This is a genomic window from Brevundimonas sp. (assembly GCF_046295775.1).
GTDB lineage: Bacteria > Pseudomonadota > Alphaproteobacteria > Caulobacterales > Caulobacteraceae > Brevundimonas.
In genome coordinates this window covers 1-17,650 of record NZ_JBKBML010000011.1, presented here as the reverse complement: position 1 = coordinate 17,650, position 17,650 = coordinate 1, and the positions used below count along the sequence as shown (strand labels likewise).

General features: G+C 67.5%; 20 protein-coding genes. 15 read left to right on the top strand and 5 right to left on the bottom strand.

Translation table 11 applies throughout. The annotated features are described in order from the left end of the window. Positions 1–2: 2 nt before the first annotated feature. Positions 3–587: a GTP cyclohydrolase I FolE gene (gene folE / locus ACK4I0_RS08355; protein ID WP_409609869.1), complete on the bottom strand. Its 585-nt coding sequence runs from the start codon at positions 585–587 to the stop codon at positions 3–5. A 105-nt stretch (positions 588–692) separates the two neighbouring features. Here folE and fliQ point away from each other — a divergent pair, with 105 nt between their 5' ends. Genes fliQ through flhB form a run of 3 tightly spaced genes read left to right on the top strand, consistent with a single transcriptional unit; the run spans position 693 to position 2,798 of the window. Further along, the gene (gene fliQ / locus ACK4I0_RS08350) at positions 693–956 is read left to right on the top strand and encodes a flagellar biosynthesis protein FliQ (protein WP_135061290.1); all 264 of its coding nucleotides are present in this window, start codon (positions 693–695) and stop codon (positions 954–956) included. Positions 957–961: 5 nt separating this feature from the next. After that, entirely contained in the window at positions 962–1,732 is a 771-nt protein-coding gene (gene fliR, locus ACK4I0_RS08345) for a flagellar biosynthetic protein FliR (RefSeq protein ID WP_409609866.1), read from the top strand. Further along, positions 1,725–2,798 (top strand): flagellar biosynthesis protein FlhB, encoded by a 1,074-nt coding sequence (flhB, locus tag ACK4I0_RS08340; protein WP_409609864.1) that lies wholly within the window; start codon positions 1,725–1,727, stop codon positions 2,796–2,798. Before fliR ends, flhB begins: the two co-directional genes overlap by 8 nt. Before the next feature lie 5 nt (positions 2,799–2,803). On the opposite strand, the gene ACK4I0_RS08335 is transcribed toward flhB, so the two are convergent. Further along, positions 2,804–3,454 carry an alpha/beta hydrolase gene (locus ACK4I0_RS08335; RefSeq protein WP_135061284.1) on the bottom strand — a complete coding sequence of 217 codons (651 nt, stop codon included), beginning with the start codon at positions 3,452–3,454 and terminating at the stop codon, positions 2,804–2,806. 152 nt (positions 3,455–3,606) lie between these two features. Between ACK4I0_RS08335 and ACK4I0_RS08330 the strand changes: the two genes are divergently transcribed. Genes ACK4I0_RS08330 through ACK4I0_RS08275 form a run of 12 tightly spaced genes read left to right on the top strand, consistent with a single transcriptional unit; the run spans position 3,607 to position 13,337 of the window. Beyond that, complete coding sequence (locus tag ACK4I0_RS08330; RefSeq protein WP_409609862.1) at positions 3,607–4,068, top strand: Rrf2 family transcriptional regulator; 462 nt, start codon at positions 3,607–3,609, stop codon at positions 4,066–4,068. Beyond that, positions 4,065–5,201, top strand: a complete 1,137-nt coding sequence (locus ACK4I0_RS08325; RefSeq protein WP_409609860.1) for a cysteine desulfurase family protein — start codon at positions 4,065–4,067, stop codon at positions 5,199–5,201. Before ACK4I0_RS08330 ends, ACK4I0_RS08325 begins: the two co-directional genes overlap by 4 nt. Beyond that, on the top strand, positions 5,201–6,667 hold the full coding sequence (gene sufB / locus ACK4I0_RS08320) for a Fe-S cluster assembly protein SufB (RefSeq protein ID WP_409609858.1): 1,467 nt from the start codon (positions 5,201–5,203) through the stop codon (positions 6,665–6,667). The genes ACK4I0_RS08325 and sufB overlap by 1 nt, the downstream gene beginning before the upstream one ends. Beyond that, the gene (locus ACK4I0_RS08315; RefSeq protein WP_409609856.1) at positions 6,664–7,065 is read left to right on the top strand and encodes a hypothetical protein; all 402 of its coding nucleotides are present in this window, start codon (positions 6,664–6,666) and stop codon (positions 7,063–7,065) included. The genes sufB and ACK4I0_RS08315 overlap by 4 nt, the downstream gene beginning before the upstream one ends. After that, positions 7,062–7,814, top strand: a complete 753-nt coding sequence (sufC, locus tag ACK4I0_RS08310; protein WP_409609854.1) for a Fe-S cluster assembly ATPase SufC — start codon at positions 7,062–7,064, stop codon at positions 7,812–7,814. The genes ACK4I0_RS08315 and sufC overlap by 4 nt, the downstream gene beginning before the upstream one ends. Continuing rightward, the gene (gene sufD, locus ACK4I0_RS08305) at positions 7,811–8,836 is read left to right on the top strand and encodes a Fe-S cluster assembly protein SufD (protein ID WP_409609852.1); all 1,026 of its coding nucleotides are present in this window, start codon (positions 7,811–7,813) and stop codon (positions 8,834–8,836) included. The genes sufC and sufD overlap by 4 nt, the downstream gene beginning before the upstream one ends. Next, positions 8,815–10,062, top strand: coding sequence for a cysteine desulfurase (locus tag ACK4I0_RS08300; RefSeq protein ID WP_409609850.1), 1,248 nt, complete (start codon positions 8,815–8,817; stop codon positions 10,060–10,062). Before sufD ends, ACK4I0_RS08300 begins: the two co-directional genes overlap by 22 nt. 3 nt (positions 10,063–10,065) lie before the next feature. Beyond that, the gene (locus ACK4I0_RS08295) at positions 10,066–10,455 is read left to right on the top strand and encodes an SUF system Fe-S cluster assembly protein (RefSeq protein ID WP_135061269.1); all 390 of its coding nucleotides are present in this window, start codon (positions 10,066–10,068) and stop codon (positions 10,453–10,455) included. 11 nt (positions 10,456–10,466) lie between these two features. Beyond that, entirely contained in the window at positions 10,467–10,859 is a 393-nt protein-coding gene (locus ACK4I0_RS08290) for a HesB/IscA family protein (RefSeq protein WP_135061267.1), read from the top strand. Position 10,860: 1 nt separating this feature from the next. After that, the gene (locus ACK4I0_RS08285; RefSeq protein ID WP_409609847.1) at positions 10,861–11,850 is read left to right on the top strand and encodes a methionine ABC transporter ATP-binding protein; all 990 of its coding nucleotides are present in this window, start codon (positions 10,861–10,863) and stop codon (positions 11,848–11,850) included. Continuing rightward, entirely contained in the window at positions 11,850–12,506 is a 657-nt protein-coding gene (locus ACK4I0_RS08280) for a methionine ABC transporter permease (RefSeq protein WP_409609845.1), read from the top strand. The genes ACK4I0_RS08285 and ACK4I0_RS08280 overlap by 1 nt, the downstream gene beginning before the upstream one ends. 24 nt (positions 12,507–12,530) lie before the next feature. Next, positions 12,531–13,337 carry a MetQ/NlpA family ABC transporter substrate-binding protein gene (locus ACK4I0_RS08275; protein WP_409609843.1) on the top strand — a complete coding sequence of 269 codons (807 nt, stop codon included), beginning with the start codon at positions 12,531–12,533 and terminating at the stop codon, positions 13,335–13,337. A gap of 12 nt (positions 13,338–13,349) precedes the next feature. On the opposite strand, the gene parE is transcribed toward ACK4I0_RS08275, so the two are convergent. From parE to ACK4I0_RS08260, 3 genes are all read right to left on the bottom strand, one after another. Continuing rightward, positions 13,350–15,449 (bottom strand): DNA topoisomerase IV subunit B, encoded by a 2,100-nt coding sequence (gene parE / locus ACK4I0_RS08270; protein WP_409609841.1) that lies wholly within the window; start codon positions 15,447–15,449, stop codon positions 13,350–13,352. After that, positions 15,415–16,740 carry an O-antigen ligase family protein gene (locus tag ACK4I0_RS08265; protein ID WP_409609839.1) on the bottom strand — a complete coding sequence of 442 codons (1,326 nt, stop codon included), beginning with the start codon at positions 16,738–16,740 and terminating at the stop codon, positions 15,415–15,417. Before ACK4I0_RS08265 ends, parE begins: the two co-directional genes overlap by 35 nt. Before the next feature lie 73 nt (positions 16,741–16,813). Further along, positions 16,814–17,650: PA0069 family radical SAM protein (locus tag ACK4I0_RS08260; protein WP_409609837.1), on the bottom strand; the 837-nt coding region annotated here is incomplete at its 5' end.

Sequence of the window (17,650 nt, the reverse complement as noted above, 5' to 3'; positions counted from 1 at the left end):
CCCTAGCTTCGGGCTAGCCGGAAAAACTCTTCACGCGTTCTGGGGTCGTCGCGGACGACGCCGATGAGGTGGCTGGTCGACAGGCTGGCGCCGGGGACGTTTACGCCGCGAAGTGTCATGCAGCTGTGCTCGGCCTCGATGACGACGCCGACGCCGTGCGGCCGCAGCACCTCGTGGATGGCCTTGGCGATCTCCGACGTCATCTTTTCCTGAATCTGCAAGCGCCGGCCGTAACCCTGTACCACGCGCGCCAGCTTCGAGATGCCCACCACACGGTTTGTCGGCAGGTAACCGACGTGGGCGCGCCCGACGACAGGCAGCATGTGGTGTTCGCAGAAGCTGACGAAGCGGATGTCCTTGAGCACGACCAGTTCGTCGTATCCGCCGACCTCTTCGAAAGTCTTTTCCAGATATTCGCGGGGGTCGGTCTCATAGCCCTGGAACAGTTCCCGGTAAGACTTGGCCACGCGTTTGGGCGTTTCCAGCAGGCCTTCGCGGTCGGGGTTGTCGCCGGCCCAGCGGATCAGGGTGCGGACGGCGGCCTCGGCGTCGGCCTGGGAGATGTCGTGGTGATGATCGTCGCTCATGGCCTTCCACATAGCGAGGACCGCCGCGCTTGTGGAGTGTGGCGTTTCCTAACCCGCCGTTAACCACGGTCCCGGCATTTTCTGCCCAGTTCTTCGGAGTGATTCATGAGCGGCGCGGAAGTTCTGGACATCGGTCGTGACGCCCTGTGGCTGACGATCCAGCTGTGCCTGCCCGTGCTTGTCGTGGGCCTGGTGGTCGGCGTCGGCATCGGCCTGTTCCAGGCCCTGACGCAGATCCAGGAGCAGACCATGATCTTCGCGCCCAAGATCATCGCCATCTTCGTTTCGCTGCTGCTGTTCCTGCCGCTGATGGGCGCGCTGCTGGGCGGCTTCATGCAGGAAATCGCTCAGCGTATCGCGGGCATGTAGAACCGATGGACCCCTACGCCACGGCCGATCAGGTCTGGGCCGGGGCCCTGATCTTCGCGCGCATCGGCGCGGTGCTGATGCTGATCCCGGGCATCGGCGAGAGCTATGTGTCGCCGCGCATCCGCCTGTCGCTGGCGCTGGTCATTAGCCTGGCTCTGTGGCCCGTGGTGGCGGGCGCCCTGCCGGCGCTTCCAGCCACGATCGGCGGCATGGTCGGCTGGATCATCCGCGAGGTGATCGTCGGCCTGATGATTGGTGCGCTGCTGCGAATGTTCATGGCGGCCCTGGCGACGGCGGGCGAGATCGTCTCGCTGCAGACCACGCTCGGCTTCGCCCAGACCGCCAACCCGCTTCAGGCCCAGCCAAGTACGACACTGGGGGCCTTTCTGACCCTGCTGGGCGTAACGCTAGTGTTCGCCACCGACACCCATCACCTGTTTATCGCCGGACTGGTGGGGTCCTATGAACTGGTGGCGCCGGCCCGTCCGCTGATGATGCCCGACTTCGCCACCATGGCGGTGCGCACCATGGGCGACAGCTTTGCGCTGGGGGTGCAGCTGGCCGCGCCGGTCCTGGTGTTTGCCCTGATCTTCAACCTGGCCTCAGGACTGGTGGCGCGGGTAATGCCGCAGTTCCAGGTCTTCTTCGCCGCCGCTCCCTTGTCGATCCTGCTGGGCCTGTCGATCTTCGCCCTGAGCCTGGGCGTTGTCGGCACGGTCTTCATCGATCGCTACCGGGCGCTGGCGCGGGTGTTCGTGGGAGGCGCCGGTGGCTGAAGGCCCCGATCCCGACTCCAAGACAGAAGAAGCCACCCCGCGAAAACTTGAGGAGGCGCGCAAGAAGGGCGACGTCGCCAAGTCGCCGGACGTCGCCCAGACGCTGTCGCTGGCGGGCGCAGCGGGTGTGCTGCTGACCAGCGGCGGCTGGTTCGCCAACCGCATCGCCCAGGACCTGCTGCCCTTCATCGCCCAGCCGCACGCCATGGTCGGAGCGATCGAGGCTGGCGGCGGGCTGGAGCTGGGCATGCGGGCCCTGTGGGCTGTTGCCCCCTTCATGGGCGCCGTGATGTTCGCTGTGATCCTGGGCGGGGCAGGCGGCAATCTGGCCCAGTCGGGCGGCTTCATCATCACCGGCGAGAAGATCAAGCCCAAGCTGTCGAACCTGAGCCTGATCAAGGGGTTCAAGCGCATCTTCGGGCCGGACGGGGTGGTCCAATTCGTCAAGACGCTGATCAAGCTGATCGCCGTCTGCGCCGTCTGCTGGTGGGTGCTGAAGCCGCACACGCGCGAGCTTGAAAACCTGGCGGGCATGGTTCCCGCCGCCGTCCTGCCGCTGGCGCGCGACCTGTCGTTCGCCCTGATCGGCGCGGTGTTGGTGTTTCTGGCCCTGACGTCAGGCGCGGATTATCTGTGGCAGCGGCACCGCTTCGCCAAGCGGATGCGAATGGCCAAGCATGAGGTCAAGGAGGACTTCAAACAGTCCGAAGGCGACCCGCACATCAAGGCCAAGCTGCGCCAGATCCGCAATCAGCGCAGCCGCCAGCGGATGATGCAGGCCGTGCCGAACGCTACCGTCATCGTCACGAACCCGACCCACTATTCGGTGGCTCTGCGCTACGAGCCCGACAAGGGCGACGGTGCGCCGATCTGCGTGGCCAAGGGCGTCGACGCGGTCGCCTTGCGCATCCGCGAGGTGGCCCGGGAGCACGAGGTGCCGATTGTCGAGAACGTGCCGCTGGCGCGTGCGCTCTACGCCGCCGTCGATGTCGACGAGGTCATTCCGCGCGAGCATTTCGAAGCCGCCGCCAAGGTGATCGGCTTCGTCATGCAGAAGCGGCGTTGAGCCGGTTAGGCCGGCTTTTCTTCCAGACGTTTGTCCAGATAGGCGCCCACGCGGCGTTCGACGGCCGGGACGTGGTCCTGCCAGAAGTGGCTGGCGCCTTCCTCCAGCTCATAGTCGATCACGATGCCCTTCTGGGTGCGCAGCTTGTTGACCACGCGCTCGACGTCGACCGGCGGAACCACGGTGTCGGCCGTGCCGTGCAGGAACAGGCCCGAGGCGGGGCAGGGAGCCAAGAAGCTGAAATCGTAGATGTTGGACGGCGGAGAGACCGAGATGAAGCCATCCGTCTCTGGGCGGCGCATCAAGAGCTGCATGCCGATGTAGGCGCCGAACTGATAACCGGCGACCCAGGTCTGGGTGGCGGCCGGGTTGGAAGACTGCAGCCAGTCCAGAGCGGTCGCCGCGTCGGCCAGCTCGCCGATGCCGCTGTCGAACTCGCCCTGGGACTTGCCCACGCCGCGCGAGTTGTAGCGCAGGGTGGCGAAGCCGCGCTGCTGGAACAGCTGGTGCAGCGTCACGGTCACCGGATTGTTCATGTGCCCGCCCGCCTTGGGGTGCGGATGCAGGATCAGGGCGATGGGGGCGTTATCGCGCTTGCCTGGCGAATAGCGGCCTTCGATGCGGCCCGCGGCGCCGGGCAGGATGACTTCAGGCATGTGACCCTGTCTTCAACTGTCGTTTCGCAGCTGCGTAATACTTGACCGCGCCGGTAGGACTTTCTAAGTCCACTCGGCGCGCCGCAGCCTTTCGGAAGGCGCGGGTTCTAGCACAGGAGCCCCGAAAAGCGCGCGATTTTTAAGGGCGAGCGATGCGACTGTCGACGAAGGGACGATACGCCGTGATGGCGATGGCCGATCTGGCGCGCAATGGGCGCGACCGGGCGGTGTCCCTGGCCGAGATCGCGGCGCGTCAGGAAATCTCCCTGAGCTATCTGGAGCAGCTGTTCGCGCGGCTTCGCAAGGGCGCGCTGGTCAAGAGCGTGCGCGGTCCCGGCGGCGGCTATCGGCTGGCGCGCGAGGCGCAGGACACCATGATCGCCGACATCGTTCTGGCCGTGGACGAGCCGATCCGCGCGACGCGGTGCGTCGGCGCCGGCTCGCCGCGCGGCTGCATGATCAAGGGCGAGCGCTGCATCACCCACCATCTGTGGGAAGACCTGGGCTCCGAAATCCACGCCTATCTGGCCAGCGTCAGCCTCGAGGACGTGGTCGAGAACCGCACGCGTCAGCGGCGTCAGCCCGCGAGCGCGGGTCTGGAGGCGGCGGCGTGAGCGTCTATCTGGACTACAATGCCTCCGGCCTGGTTCGTCCCGAAGTTCAGGATGTTATGGTCAAGGCTTTGGCGGACAACGGCAATCCGTCGGCCGTTCACGCCGCCGGCCGGCGCGCGCGGGCTCGGATCGAGACGGCGCGGGCCCAGGTCGCCGGCCTGGTCGGAGCCGACGCCACGGCGGTGATCTTCTCGTCCGGCGGCACCGAATCCAACGCCCAGGCCGTGGTCAGCGCCATTCGCGGCGGCTGTGAGCGTGTCATCGTCTCGGCGACCGAACATCCCTGCGTGGCCGAGGCGGCCGCCGTTGCGGGCGTGGCTGTCGAAGTGCTGCCGGTCGACGCCGACGGTGTGGTCGATCTGGACTGGCTGAAGACGGCGCTGGGCAGGCCCGGCCGGGCGCTGGTCGCCATCCATCATGCGAACAACGAGAGCGGCGTGATCCAGCCGATCGCCGAGGCGGCGGCCCTGGTGCGCGCCGCCGACGGCTGGCTGCATGTCGACGCCATCCAGTCGGCAGGCAAGATCGCCGTGAACATGGCGGCGCTGGACGCCGACACCCTGACCCTGTCGGCGCACAAGCTGGGCGGACCCCAGGGCGTTGGCGCCCTTGTGCTCAAGCCCGGACGCGAGGCGGTGCGCATTCTGCACGGCGCCGGTCAGGAGCGCGGCTATCGCGCCGGCACCGAGAATGTGCCCGGCCTGACCGGCTTTGGCGCGGCCGCCGACTGCGCGGCTCGCGACCTGCCGCTGGCTAAAGCGCATCAGGCCTGGCGCGACGCGGCCCAGGCGCGCGTGAAGGCGGCCGGCGCGACCATCGTCGGCGAGACGTCGCCGCGCCTGCCCAACACCCTGTTCCTGGCCGTCGAGGGCTGGGACAGCCCGCAGCAGCTCATCACCCTGGACCTTTCCGGCGTCATGATCTCGGCCGGCAGCGCCTGTTCGTCGGGCAAGACCAAGCCGTCCAAGACCCTGGTCGCCATGGGGCTGGAACGCCTGGCCACGGGCGCGGTGCGCGTCTCGGGCGGCTGGGGCACGGTCGAGGCTGACTGGGCGAGGTTCGCCGACGCCTGGGTCGCCGCCTGGGAGAAACACAAGACGCGCGCCGCCGAGCGCATGAAGGAAGTCGCCTGATGGCCGCCGTCAAGGAAACCGTCGACGCCGTCGCCGCGCTGGAGAAGTACGCCCACGGCTTCACCTCCGACATCGAGACGGAATATGCGCCCAAGGGACTGAACGCCGACATCGTGCGCTTCATCTCCGAGAAGAAGGGCGAGCCGAAGTGGATGCTGGAATGGCGCCTGGCCGCCTATGAGCGCTGGCTGGCGATGGAGGAGCCGACCTGGGCGGCGGTGAAGTACGAGCCCATCGACTATCAGGACCTGTTCTACTACGCCGCGCCCAAGCAGAAGGTCGCGCCCAAGAGCCTGGACGAGGTCGATCCCGAGCTGCTGGCCGTCTACGCCAAGCTGGGCATCCCGCTGAAGGAGCAGGAAGTGCTGGCCGGCGTCGAGGGTGCCCCGCGCGTGGCCGTGGACGCCGTGTTCGACAGCGTCAGCGTGGTCACTACCTTCAAGAAGGAGCTGGAGAAGGCCGGCGTGATCTTCATGCCGATCTCCGAGGCCCTGCGCGAACACCCCGAACTGGTGCGCCAGTATCTGGGCTCGGTGGTGCCGGTGTCGGACAACTATTTTGCAGCCCTGAACAGCGCGGTCTTTTCGGACGGGTCGTTCGTCTACATCCCGCCGGGCGTGCGCTGCCCGATGGAGCTGTCGACCTATTTCCGCATCAATGCGAGCCAGACGGGCCAGTTCGAGCGAACCCTGATCATCGCCGACAAGGGCTCTTACGTTTCCTATCTGGAGGGCTGCACGGCGCCGATGCGCGACGAGAACCAGCTGCACGCGGCGGTCGTGGAGATCGTGGCGCTGGACGACGCCGAGGTGAAATATTCGACCGTCCAGAACTGGTACCCCGGCGACGCCGAGGGCAAGGGCGGCATCTACAACTTCGTGACCAAGCGGGCCGATTGCCGCGGCGACCGGTCGAAGGTCAGCTGGACGCAAGTCGAGACCGGCTCGGCCGTCACCTGGAAATATCCGTCCTGCCTGCTAAAGGGCGAGGACAGCTCGGGCGAGTTCTATTCGATCGCCATCACCAACGGGCATCAGCAGGCCGACACAGGCACCAAGATGGTGCACCTGGGCAAGAACTCGAAGTCGCGGATCATCGCCAAGGCGGTGTCGGCGGGGAAGTCGGACTCGACCTATCGCGGCCTGGTGTCGGTGCACCCCAAGGCGACGGGCGTGCGCAACTTCACCCAGTGCGACAGCCTGCTGATCGGCAAGGACTGCGGCTCGCACACCATCCCCTACATCGAGGCCCGCAACGGCTCCGCCCAGCTGGAGCACGAGGCGACGACGACGCGCCTATCCGACGACCAGCTGTTCTATGCGCAACAGCGCGGCTTGTCGCAGGAGGAGGCCGTGGCCCTGCTGGTCAACGGCTTCGTCCGCGACGTGATGCAGAAACTGCCGATGGAGTTCGCCGTCGAGGCGCAGAAGCTGGTGGCGATCTCGCTAGAAGGAAGCGTGGGATGAGCGAGCGTCAGGCTCTCCTATCGCTTCGCGTCAGGCATGAATCTCTGGCTGCTGAGCTGATTGAAGCGGCAGTTGGTCAAAGCGCCAAGGTTAAATGGACAGCTGGGGACGCCCGGGTTGCGCCGGGAGGTCGCTCTCTTGGCGGGGTGCGTGGTGAAACCTATTGCACCTTCGAGGTGCCGGAAGCGGCAGCCTTTCCTCTGAACGCCGCAATCCTTGCGCTGAGTGACCGTCTCGCAGAACAAACTGCTGCTTTGGCCGATCTAAAACAGCAGGGGGCGGACATTGAAGTTTACGCGACGGCTGACGAAGGCCGACGTGGCGAAACGATCGAGGCGGCGACGATTGCTGCTCTCGCCCGGCTGAGCGCCGGACTGGCTATTGATTGGTACAAATGACCCTTTCCATCTCCAACCTTCACGTCTCCGTCGGGGACAAGCCGATCCTTAAGGGTCTGACGCTCGACGTTCCCGCCGGCGAGGTGCACGCCGTCATGGGCCCGAACGGGGCGGGCAAGTCGACGCTGGGCTACGCCCTGTCGGGCCGGCCGGGCTATGAGGCGACGGACGGCGCCGTGACCTGGCGCGGCGAAGACCTGCTGGCGCTGGAGCCGGCCGAGCGGGCGGCGCAGGGCGTCTTCCTGTCCTTCCAGTATCCGATCGAGATCCCCGGCGTGCCGGCCCTGACCTTCGTGCGCACGGCGCTAAATGCCCAGAAACGCGCGCGCGGCGAGGACGAGGTGTCGGCCCCCGCCTTTCTGAAGATGGTCAAGGCGGCGTCGCAGGCGCTGAAGATGGACTTCGACATGCTGAAGCGGCCGCTGAACGTTGGCTTCTCGGGCGGCGAGAAGAAGCGGATGGAGATCCTGCAGATGGCGCTGCTGGACCCGTCGCTGCTGATCCTAGACGAAACGGATTCCGGCCTCGACATCGACGCCCTGCGCATCGTCGCCGAGGGGGTGAACGCCCTGCGCGGGCCCGAGCGCTCCATGCTGGTCATCACCCACTATCAGCGGCTCTTGGACTACATCAAACCCGACAAGGTCCATGTGCTGGCCAATGGCCGCATCGTCGCTTCGGGCGGGCCGGAGCTGGCGCTGGAGCTTGAGGCGGAGGGCTACGACAAATTCCTTCCGGCGGCGGCATGAGCCTGGCCGTTCAGATCGATCTGAAGGACGCGTCCAGTTTCCCGTCGCGTCGGGTCGAGACGTGGAAATACAGCGACCTGCGGCGCTATCTTCGCGACGCGCCTCAGCCGTCGGAAACGGCGGTCGTGGATCGGCCGGGCCCGTTCGACGCGCTGGGCGGCGAGGCGATCGTGCTGGCAAATGGGCGGCCGGTTGGCGCGAGCGACTTCATTGCTTCGGGCCGGCAGACGCTGCGGCTGCGTTACATCTCCGACGCCGACGGGACCGGCCACACGGCCTCGGCGCGGATTTCGGCGCGCGAGGGCGCGCAGCTGCTGATCCTGGAAAGCCACGAGGGGCGGGGCGGGGCCTATGTCGCCCACAACCGGCTGGACATCGACGTCGCGCCCGGCGCCGAGGTCACGCGGCTGGTCCTGGTCGAGGAGCCCGAGCAGGCGATCTCGGTCATGAACGCCGATGTGCGCCTGGCCCCCGGCGGCCGCTATCGCCAGACCGTGGTCGCGACCGGCGCCAAGCTGCAACGGATCGAGACCCAGGTGCTGCACGGCGGCCAAGGGGCGGACGCCCGCATCGATGGCCTGTATCTGCTGGACGGCGCGCGCCAGACCGACCTGACGAGCGTGGTCGACCACGCCGAGCCGGACGGGACCACAAGCCAGCTGATCAAGGGGGCAGCCCGCACCGACTGCGCGCGCGGGGTCTTCCAGGGCAAGATCGTCGTGCGTCGCGGGGCCGACGGCACGGATGCGCGCATGGGCCACCACGCCCTGATCGCCTCCGACCGCGCCGAGATCGACGCCAAGCCCGAGCTGATCATCTACGCCGACGACGTGCAGTGCGCGCACGGCAATACCATCGGCACCCTGGACGAACAGGCGCTGTTCTACATGCAGCAGCGCGGCCTGCCGGCGGACGAGGCGCGGGCGCTGTTGACCCAGGCGTTTCTCATCGAGGTGGTCGATCGGATCGAGGCCGAGGACGCCAGAGAGGTGGTGCGCGAATGGCTGACGGCGCGACTTTGACCGCGCGTCCCGCGCTGGACGTCCAGGGCCTGCGCGCTCAGTTCCCGATCCTGTCGCGGCAGGTGAACGGACGGCCGCTGGTCTATCTGGACAACGCCGCCTCGGCGCAGAAGCCGCGCGCGGTGATCGACGCCATGGTCAGGGTGATGGAAGGCGGCTACGCCAACGTCCATCGCGGCCTGCACACCTTGTCGAACGAAGCGACCGAAGCCTTTGAAGCGGCGCGCGAAACGGTCGCACGTTTCCTGAATGCGCCGTCGCCCGAGACCGTCGTCTGGACCAAGGGCGGCACCGAGGCGATCAATCTGGTGGCGGCGGGACAAGGCCAGTCCATCCAGCCGGGCGACGAGATCATCGTCAGCGAGATGGAGCACCACTCCAATATCGTGCCGTGGCATCTGCTGCGCGAGCGGCGCGGCGCGGTGCTGAAATGGGCGCCGATCCGCGATGACGGGCCGCTGGACATGGCCGCCTTCGCCGATCTGCTGGGGCCCCGGACGCGCATGGTCGCCGTCACCCACATGTCGAACGTGCTGGGCACCATCAATCCGGTCCAGGAGATCACGCGACTGGCCCATGCCGCCGGTGCACGGGTTCTGATCGACGGCTGCCAGGGGGCGGTGCACGCCGCGCCGGACGTTCAAGCCATCGGCTGCGACTACTATGTCTTGACGGGCCACAAACTGTACGGCCCGACCGGCATCGGAGCGCTGTACGGCACGGCCGAGGCGCTGGAGGCCCTGCCGCCCTATCAGGGCGGCGGCGAAATGATCGAGACGGTCACCAAGGACCGCGTGACCTATGCCCGCCCGCCGCACCGGTTCGAGGCCGGCACGCCGCCGATCATCGAGGCCATCGGCCTGGGCGCGGCGCTGAACTGGCTGTCCACCCTGGATCGCGATGCGATCGCCGCGCACGAAGCGGGGCTGTACGCCCGCGCGCGGGCCGCCGTAGCCGACATCGACGGTCTGCGAGTGCTGGGCGAGGCGCCGGGCAAGGGCGCGATCCTGACGTTCGACGTCCAGGGCGCGCACGCCCACGATCTGGCCCAGGTGATCGACCGCTATGGCGTGGCCGTGCGGGCCGGCCTGCATTGCTGCGAGCCTCTGGCGGCGCGTCTGGGCGTGACGTCGAGCACGCGGGCCAGCTTCGCCCTATATAACACTGCGGAGGAGGTCGACGCCTTCGCCGATGCGCTGACCCGGGCGCGGAAGTTCTTTGTGTAAGCCATGGAAGACACGAACATCACCACCAGCGCCGACTTCGCCCAGAGCTGGGACGAACCGCAGAAAAGCGCCCTGTCCCAGGCCGAACTGGACCGGCTGACCGACGATCTGGTGACTGCCCTGAAGACGGTGTTCGACCCGGAAATCCCGGTCGACATTTACGAGCTTGGCCTGATCTACAAGGTCGATGTGAACGACGACAAAGACGTGCTGGTCGAGATGACCCTGACGGCCCCCGGCTGCCCGGTGGCGGGCGAAATGCCGGGCTGGGTCGAGGATGCGGTGATGAAGGTCGAGGGGGTGAAATCCGCCCGCGCCAATCTGGTGTTCGACCCGCCGTGGGATCCGTCCAAGATGAGCGACGAGGCCAAGCTGGCCTTGAACATGTTCTAGGGAGCGGCTCCATGACCGACCTGCAGACCGCCCCGAGACCGCGCCGCCCTCGGCCCAAGGCCGTGACACTGACGGACGCCGCCGCCGCCCGCATCCGCGAGATCGTGGACGCCGCCGGCCGGCCGGTGGCGGGCCTGCGCGTGGGCGTCAAGAACGGCGGCTGTGCGGGGCAGGAATACACCTTCGCCCTCGCCGACAGCGCCGAACCGCTGGACGAGGTAGTTGAGGACAAGGGCGCGACCGTGCTGATCGAGCCGAAGTCGATTCTGTTCCTGATCGGGTCGGAAATCGACTTCGAGACGACGCGCATGGCGTCCAAGTTCGTCTTCCGCAATCCGAACGAATCCGACGCCTGCGGCTGCGGCGAGAGCGTCACCATCATCCCGGCCCTGGCGGACGACTGACATGATCCGGCTGGAAGGGGTGACCCGGCGCTATCGCAGCGCCGCCGGCGAGCGGATCGCGCTGGACGGCGTGGACCTGGAGATCGGGCGCGGCGAGGTTTTCGGCGTGGTCGGTCGGTCCGGCGCGGGCAAGTCGACCCTGATCCGCGCCATCAACCGGCTGGAGACGCCCGACGCTGGCCGGGTGTTCGTCGACGATCAGGAGATCACGGCCCTAAACCCGGCCGAACTGCGCGCCGCGCGGCGGCGGATCGGCATGATCTTTCAGCATTTCAACCTGCTGAACTCCAAGACCATCTTCGACAATGTCGCCTTTCCGCTTCGGTTGGAAGGCCGGCCGACGGCCGAGGTGGCGGCGCGGGTGAACGAACTTCTGGAGCGGCTGGGTCTGGCAGAGCATGGGCGCAAGCATCCGGCCCAGCTGTCCGGCGGGCAGAAGCAGCGGGTCGGCATCGCGCGCGCCCTGGCCTGTGGACCCAGCGTGCTGCTGTGCGACGAGGCGACCAGCGCGCTGGACCCGGAGACGACCGACGACATCCTGGCCCTGCTGGACCAGCTGAACCGCGAACTGGGCCTCACTATCGTGCTGATCACCCATCAGATGGAGGTGGTGCGCCGCGTCTGCGATCAGGTGGCGGTTCTCAAGGACGGGCGGATCGTCGAACAGGGGCCTACCGCCGACGTCTTCCTGCACCCCAAACATCCCGTGACCCAGGCCATGCTGGCCGAGGGCGAGGAGGCGTTCGACGCCTCGGTGACGCCGCCTGGCGCGCGTCTGGCGCGGCTGACCTTCCGGGGCGCAGCCACCTATGAGCCAGAGCTGAGCCGCGTCGCGCGATCGACCGGCGTCGACTATTCGATCCTGTCGGGCCGCATCAGCCGCATCCGGGGCGAGCCCTACGGCCAGATGACCGTGGCCTTCACAGGCGGCGACGCCGAGGCCGCCGTGGCGCAACTGACGGCGCGCGGCGTGGCGGTGGAGACGGCCTGATGTTCGATAATGTGCGCTGGGACGAGATCGGCCAGGCGACGCTGGACACCCTGCTGATGCTGGGCGGTTCGCTGGCGCTGACGGTGCTGTTGGGCCTGCCGCTGGGCGTGTTGCTGTATCTGTCGGGCAAGGGGCGGCTGGCGTCGAACCCGGCGCTGAACGCGGTGCTGTCCTTCGTGGTCAATGTGCTGCGGTCGGTGCCTTTCATCATTCTGCTGATCGTCATGCTGCCGCTGACCGTGCTTCTGGTCGGAACGTCGCTGGGCGTGGCCGGGGCCATTCCGCCGCTGGTGGTGGGGGCCGCGCCCTTCTATGCGCGTCTGGTCGAGACGGCGCTGCGCGAAGTGGACAAGGGCGTGGTCGAGGCGACCCAGGCCATGGGCGGCTCGACCTTCCAGATCGTCACCCGCGCCCTGTTGCCCGAGGCCATGCCGGGCATCATCGCCGGCGCCACGGTCACGGCCATCGCCCTGGTCAGCTACACCGCCATGGCCGGCGTGGTCGGGGCCGGCGGCCTGGGCGACCTGGCCATCCGCTTCGGCTATCAGCGCTTCCAGACCGATGTGATGGTGGTCACCGTCGTGCTGTTGCTGGTGCTGGTTCAAATCCTTCAGATGGCCGGCGACCGCCTGGTCCAGGCCGTCTCTCACCGCTGATCGCTCCCCCGAAAGGCCTTCCCCATGATCCGTCGTTCGCTGCTGATTTCCGCCGCCGCCGCCCTGATGCTCGCCGCCTGCGGCCAGGGTGACCAGGCCAAAAGCGGGGCCAATGCGCCGCTGCGCATCGGCGTCACCCCTGTGCCGCACGCCGAGATCCTGGAGGCCATCCGGCCCACCCTGGCGGCCGAGGGCGTGCCGATCGACGTCGTTGTCTTCAACGACTACGTCCAGCCCAACGTCCAGCTTTCGGAGAAGCGGCTGGACGCCAACTATTTCCAGACCAAGCCCTATCTGGACGAGTTCAACCTGGCGCGCGGCACGGATCTGGTGACCGTTGCTGGCGTGCACGTCGAGCCTCTGGGCCTTTATTCACGCAAGCACGCCAACCTGGCCGCCGTGCCGGCGCGCGGGTTGGTGATCCTGCCGAATGATGCGTCGAACACCGGCCGCTCGCTGCTGCTGCTGCAAAGCGCCGGCCTGGTGCGCCTGCGCGACCCGGCCAATCCGCTGCAGACGGTGCGCGACATCGTCGCCAATCCGAAGAACCTGACCTTCCGCGAGATCGAGGCCCCGGCCATTCCGCGCACCCTGTCGGAGGCCGACGTGGCGGTGATCAACACCAACTACGCCCTGGACGCCGGGCTGAAGCCGCGCACCGACGCGCTGGCGCTGGAAGGCGCCGACAGCCCCTACATCAACTACCTGGTGTCGCGGACCGACAACGCTGAGGACCCGCGCATCCAGGCTCTGGCCCGCGCCCTGCGCAGCCAGGCGGTCAAGGACTTCATCGCCGGCAAATACGAAGGCGCGGTGATCCCGGCGGCTTAAAGCCGCCGGGGCTCAAACGTCGAGATCCGCCACCGCGAAACGCGCATTGTCCTGGATGAACTGGTAGCGAGCCTCGGCCTTGCGGCCCATCAGGCGCTCAACTAGGTCCTCGATTTCGTCCTCGCTCTCGGGCACCGAGACGCGGGCCAGCGTCCGCTTCTTCGGATCCATGGTGGTTTCCTTGAGCTGGGAGGCCATCATCTCGCCCAGGCCCTTGAAGCGCCCGATTTCGACCTTCTTGCCCTTGAAGACTGAGGCCAGAAGTTCGTCGCGATGGGCGTCGTCGCGGGCATATTCCGAAAGCGGCCCGGCCGAGAGGCGATAGAGCGGGGGCAGGGCCATGAACAGGCGGCCCTGGCGGATCGTCTCGGGCATGGACCGGTAGAAGAAGGTGATGAGCAGCGCCGCGATGTGGGCGCCGTCCACGTCGGCGTCGGTCATGATGACGATGCGCTCATAGCGCAGGTCCTCGATGTTGAACCGGCTGCCGGGCTGCACGCCCAGGGCCAGGGCCAGGTCCGACAACTCGACATTGGCGCGCAGTTTGTCGGCCGTGGCCGAGGCGACGTTCAGGATCTTGCCGCGCAGAGGCAGGATGGCCTGGGTCGTCCGGTCGCGCGCCTGTTTGGCCGAGCCGCCGGCCGAATCGCCCTCGACGATGAACAGCTCTGTGCCCTCGGCCGATTGTCGCGAACAGTCGGACAGCTTGCCGGGCAGGCGCAGCTTGCGGGTGGCGGCCGCGCGCTGGACCTCCTTGTCCTTGCGACGGCGCAGACGGTCCTCGGCCCGGTCGATGACGAAGCCGAGCAGGGCGTTGGCCTGTTTCGGGCTTTCGGTCAGCCAGTGATCAAACGGATCGCGCATCAGCTGTTCGGTCAGGCGCTGACCCTCCGGCGACGACAGGCGATCCTTGGTCTGCCCCTGGAACTCGGGATTGCGGATGAAGACCGAGATCAGGGCGCCCGCATTGGCGATGACGTCCTCGGCCGTGATCAGGCCGGCGCGCTTTTCGTTGATCAGCTCGCCATAGGCCTTGAGGCCCTTGACTAGGGCGGCGCGGAAGCCGGCCTCGTGGGTGCCGCCGTCGGGCGTCGGCACGGTGTTGCAGTAGGACGAGACGAAGCTGTCGCTGTCGCCGAACCCGATCGGGGACCAGGTCACGGCCCATTCGACCGCGCCGGCCTCGCCCTTGCGCTCGACCCGCCCGGCGAAGGTCGGGGTGACCGTCTCCATCTCGCCGATGCGCTCGACCAGGGCGTCGGCCAGGCCGTTGGGGAAGTGGAAGGTGGCGGTCGCGGGCGTGGCGTCGGTGATGCGCTCCTCTGCGCAGGTCCAGCGGATCTCCACGCCCCGGAACAGATAGGCCTTGGAGCGCGCCATGCGGAACAGGCGCGCGGGCTTGAAGGCGGCGCCGACGCCGAAGATCTCAGCGTCCGGGTGGAAGCGGATCAGCGTCCCCTTCTTCTTGGACGGCCCGACCTGCTGGATAGGGCCCAGCACGTGCCCCCGGCTGAAGGACTGCTTCCATTCGAAGCCGTCGCGCCAGACGGTGACGTCCAGATGGTCCGACAGGGCGTTGACGACCGAGACGCCGACGCCGTGCAGGCCGCCGGAGGTCTCATAGGCCTTGCCCGAGAACTTCCCGCCCGAGTGCAGGACGGTCATCACGACTTCCAGCGCCGACTTGCCCGGATGCTTGGGGTGCGGATCGACCGGAATGCCGCGTCCGTCGTCGCGCACCGACAGGAAGCCGTCCGCGTCCAGATCAACCGTGATCAGCTTGGCGTGGCGGGCGACCGCCTCGTCCATGGCGTTGTCCAGCACCTCGGCGAACAGATGATGCAGCGCCCGCTCGTCGGTGCCGCCGATGTACATGCCGGGGCGTTTGCGTACAGGCTCCAGCCCCTCCAGCACCTCGATCGAAGAGGCGGAGTATCCGGTGGCCTGAGCCGTTGCGGGACTGGGGTGGGCCGTCAGCTCCGCCTTCGGTGCTGCAGGCGCTGCAACGGGCGCGGCGACAGGGGCCGGCGCGGGCTTGGGCCCGGAGTCAGGCTCCGGGCCTTTCGGCTCGGGAATGTCATCGAACAGGGAAGGAGCGGCGGAGTGAGCCATGTCTCGATTGTGCGGCGATTCGGGAGCCGGTGACGTAGGCCGCGCGCGGACGCGGGGCAAGCGCGGCGGCGGGAGCGCGCAACGCTGTGGGCTCGCGCATTGTCGCACGCGCCACGATCGCCAGAACCAGCGCCCAAGGCAGATGCTGGTGGGTCAGGATCACGCTTTCCGACAGGCTCAGCAGAATGAAGACCGTCAGATAGGACAGGCTCCACCAGCCTTCGCGCGCGCCCTGATGCGGCAGGCGTACGATCAGGCAGAGGGCGGCGATGGCCAGGATGGCGCCGACAAGGAAGGTCCCGGGCCAGCCCACCTGCACCAGAAGATCGATCCAGCCGTTGTGGGCCGACGGCACGATCCACTGCGTTTCCTGGCGGACAAAAGCGGCCGGCTCGCTGTGCGGCCCCCAGAAAGCGGCGTAGCCGTAGCCCGTCAGCGGCCGCTCGGCGACGCGGCGCATCAGGCTGGCCCAGATGTCGGTGCGGCCCGTCAGCGAAGGATCCTTGCCCAGGGCCTCCAGAATCTCGCCGGATTCGGTGGACCACAGCCAGGCGCCGAAACCGACCGCCACCACGCCCAGCCAGACGGCGACGACCGTCAGCGCGGGCCCGCCGCGCCTCAGCACCCACAGCCCGCCGATCAGGCCCACGCCCAGCACCAGACAGAGCAGCGAGGTCTTGGACTGGGTGCCCAGGATCAGCAGGGTCGACAGGCCCAGGGTGGCGAAGGGGACCAACCGTCGCGGATCCCCGGCCGCAAGACAGGCTGCGGCGGAGACGGCGGCGATCACCATCACCAGGCCCATCTGGTTTTTCTCGTACCAGAGCCCGCGCCACAGGCCGGCGTTGACGTCGCTGTGCACGCCGATCGACGGCATGACGAAGATCATCATTAGACTGCCGATGCCCATCACAAGGCCGGCGTGCATCAGCAGGCGGGGCAGGGCGATGCCTCGGAACGCCGCCCCCAGATAGACGGCGAAGAGGCTGGTCATGGCCATGGCGATGGTGCGTCGCTGGGTCACCTCGGCGAAGATCGACCAGTATTTCGAACTGAAGGCGAGCCCGACCAGCAGCAGCACCGCGATCCAGGCGGGCCACGCGCGGCACATGTCGCGAAAGCGCACCAGCACCAGCGTCAGGGTGATGAGATAGATCGGCGGCCAAACCAGCCGCAGGATCGGCGCCTCGCCCTGATCCGGCGCAAAGATCGGCCCCAGAACGGCGCCGGTCAGCATGACCACGACGAACCCCGCCGCCAGCTGTTCCCACCAGGGCGGTTCGGTCAGCACAGGGCTTGGTGTCGAGGGCGCACGCACGCCGCAACGATGCAATGAGCCGATTAAGGAAGGCTTGGGGGCGAGCTCAAAAAAGCTCAAGCTGAGGCCGTGCGTCGGCTGGAACGCGAAAGCGGCCCTCGTCCAGCTGGTGACGTGGTCCGTCCAGGCCGTAGCGTTTGATCGCCGCCTTGAAGCGGGCGCTCAGGAGCTCGGCGATCGGGCCGGTTCCCTTCATGCGCTGTGACCAGTCGGCGTCGTAATCCTTGCCGCCGCGGGTCTGGCGGATCAGGGACATGACCCGAGCGGCGCGGTCGGGCCGGTTCTCGGCGAGCCATTCGCGGAACAGATCCTTGATCTCGAGCGGCAGACGCAGGGTGACATACATGGCCGTGGTCGCCCCGGCCTTGGCCGCGGCCTCCAGGACCGACTCCATTTCATGGTCGTTCAGGCCGGGGATGACGGGGGCGAAGCCGACGCCGACGGGACAGCCCGCCTCGGCCAGACGACTGATCGCCTCCAACCGCTTGGCCGGGGTGGAGGCGCGGGGCTCCATGGCGCGGGCCAGCTTGCGGTCGAGCGTAGTGATCGAGACGAAAGCCGACGCCAGCCCCGCCTTGCCCATCGGCCCCAGAATGTCGGCGTCGCGCGCGATCAGCACCGATTTGGTGATGATGCTGAACGGCTGATTGAACCGCTGCATGACCTCCAGAATCGACCGGGTCGACCGCGTCTCGCGCTCGATCGGCTGATAGGGGTCGGTGTTGCCGCCTATGTGGATGCGTTTGCAGACGTAGCGGGGCTTGAGCAGCTCCTGCTCCAGCAGACGCGCGGCCTCGGGCTTGAAGAAGATCCGGCTCTCGAAATCCAGGCCCGCGGATAGGCCCATCCAGGCATGGGACGGACGGGCGTAGCAGTAGATGCA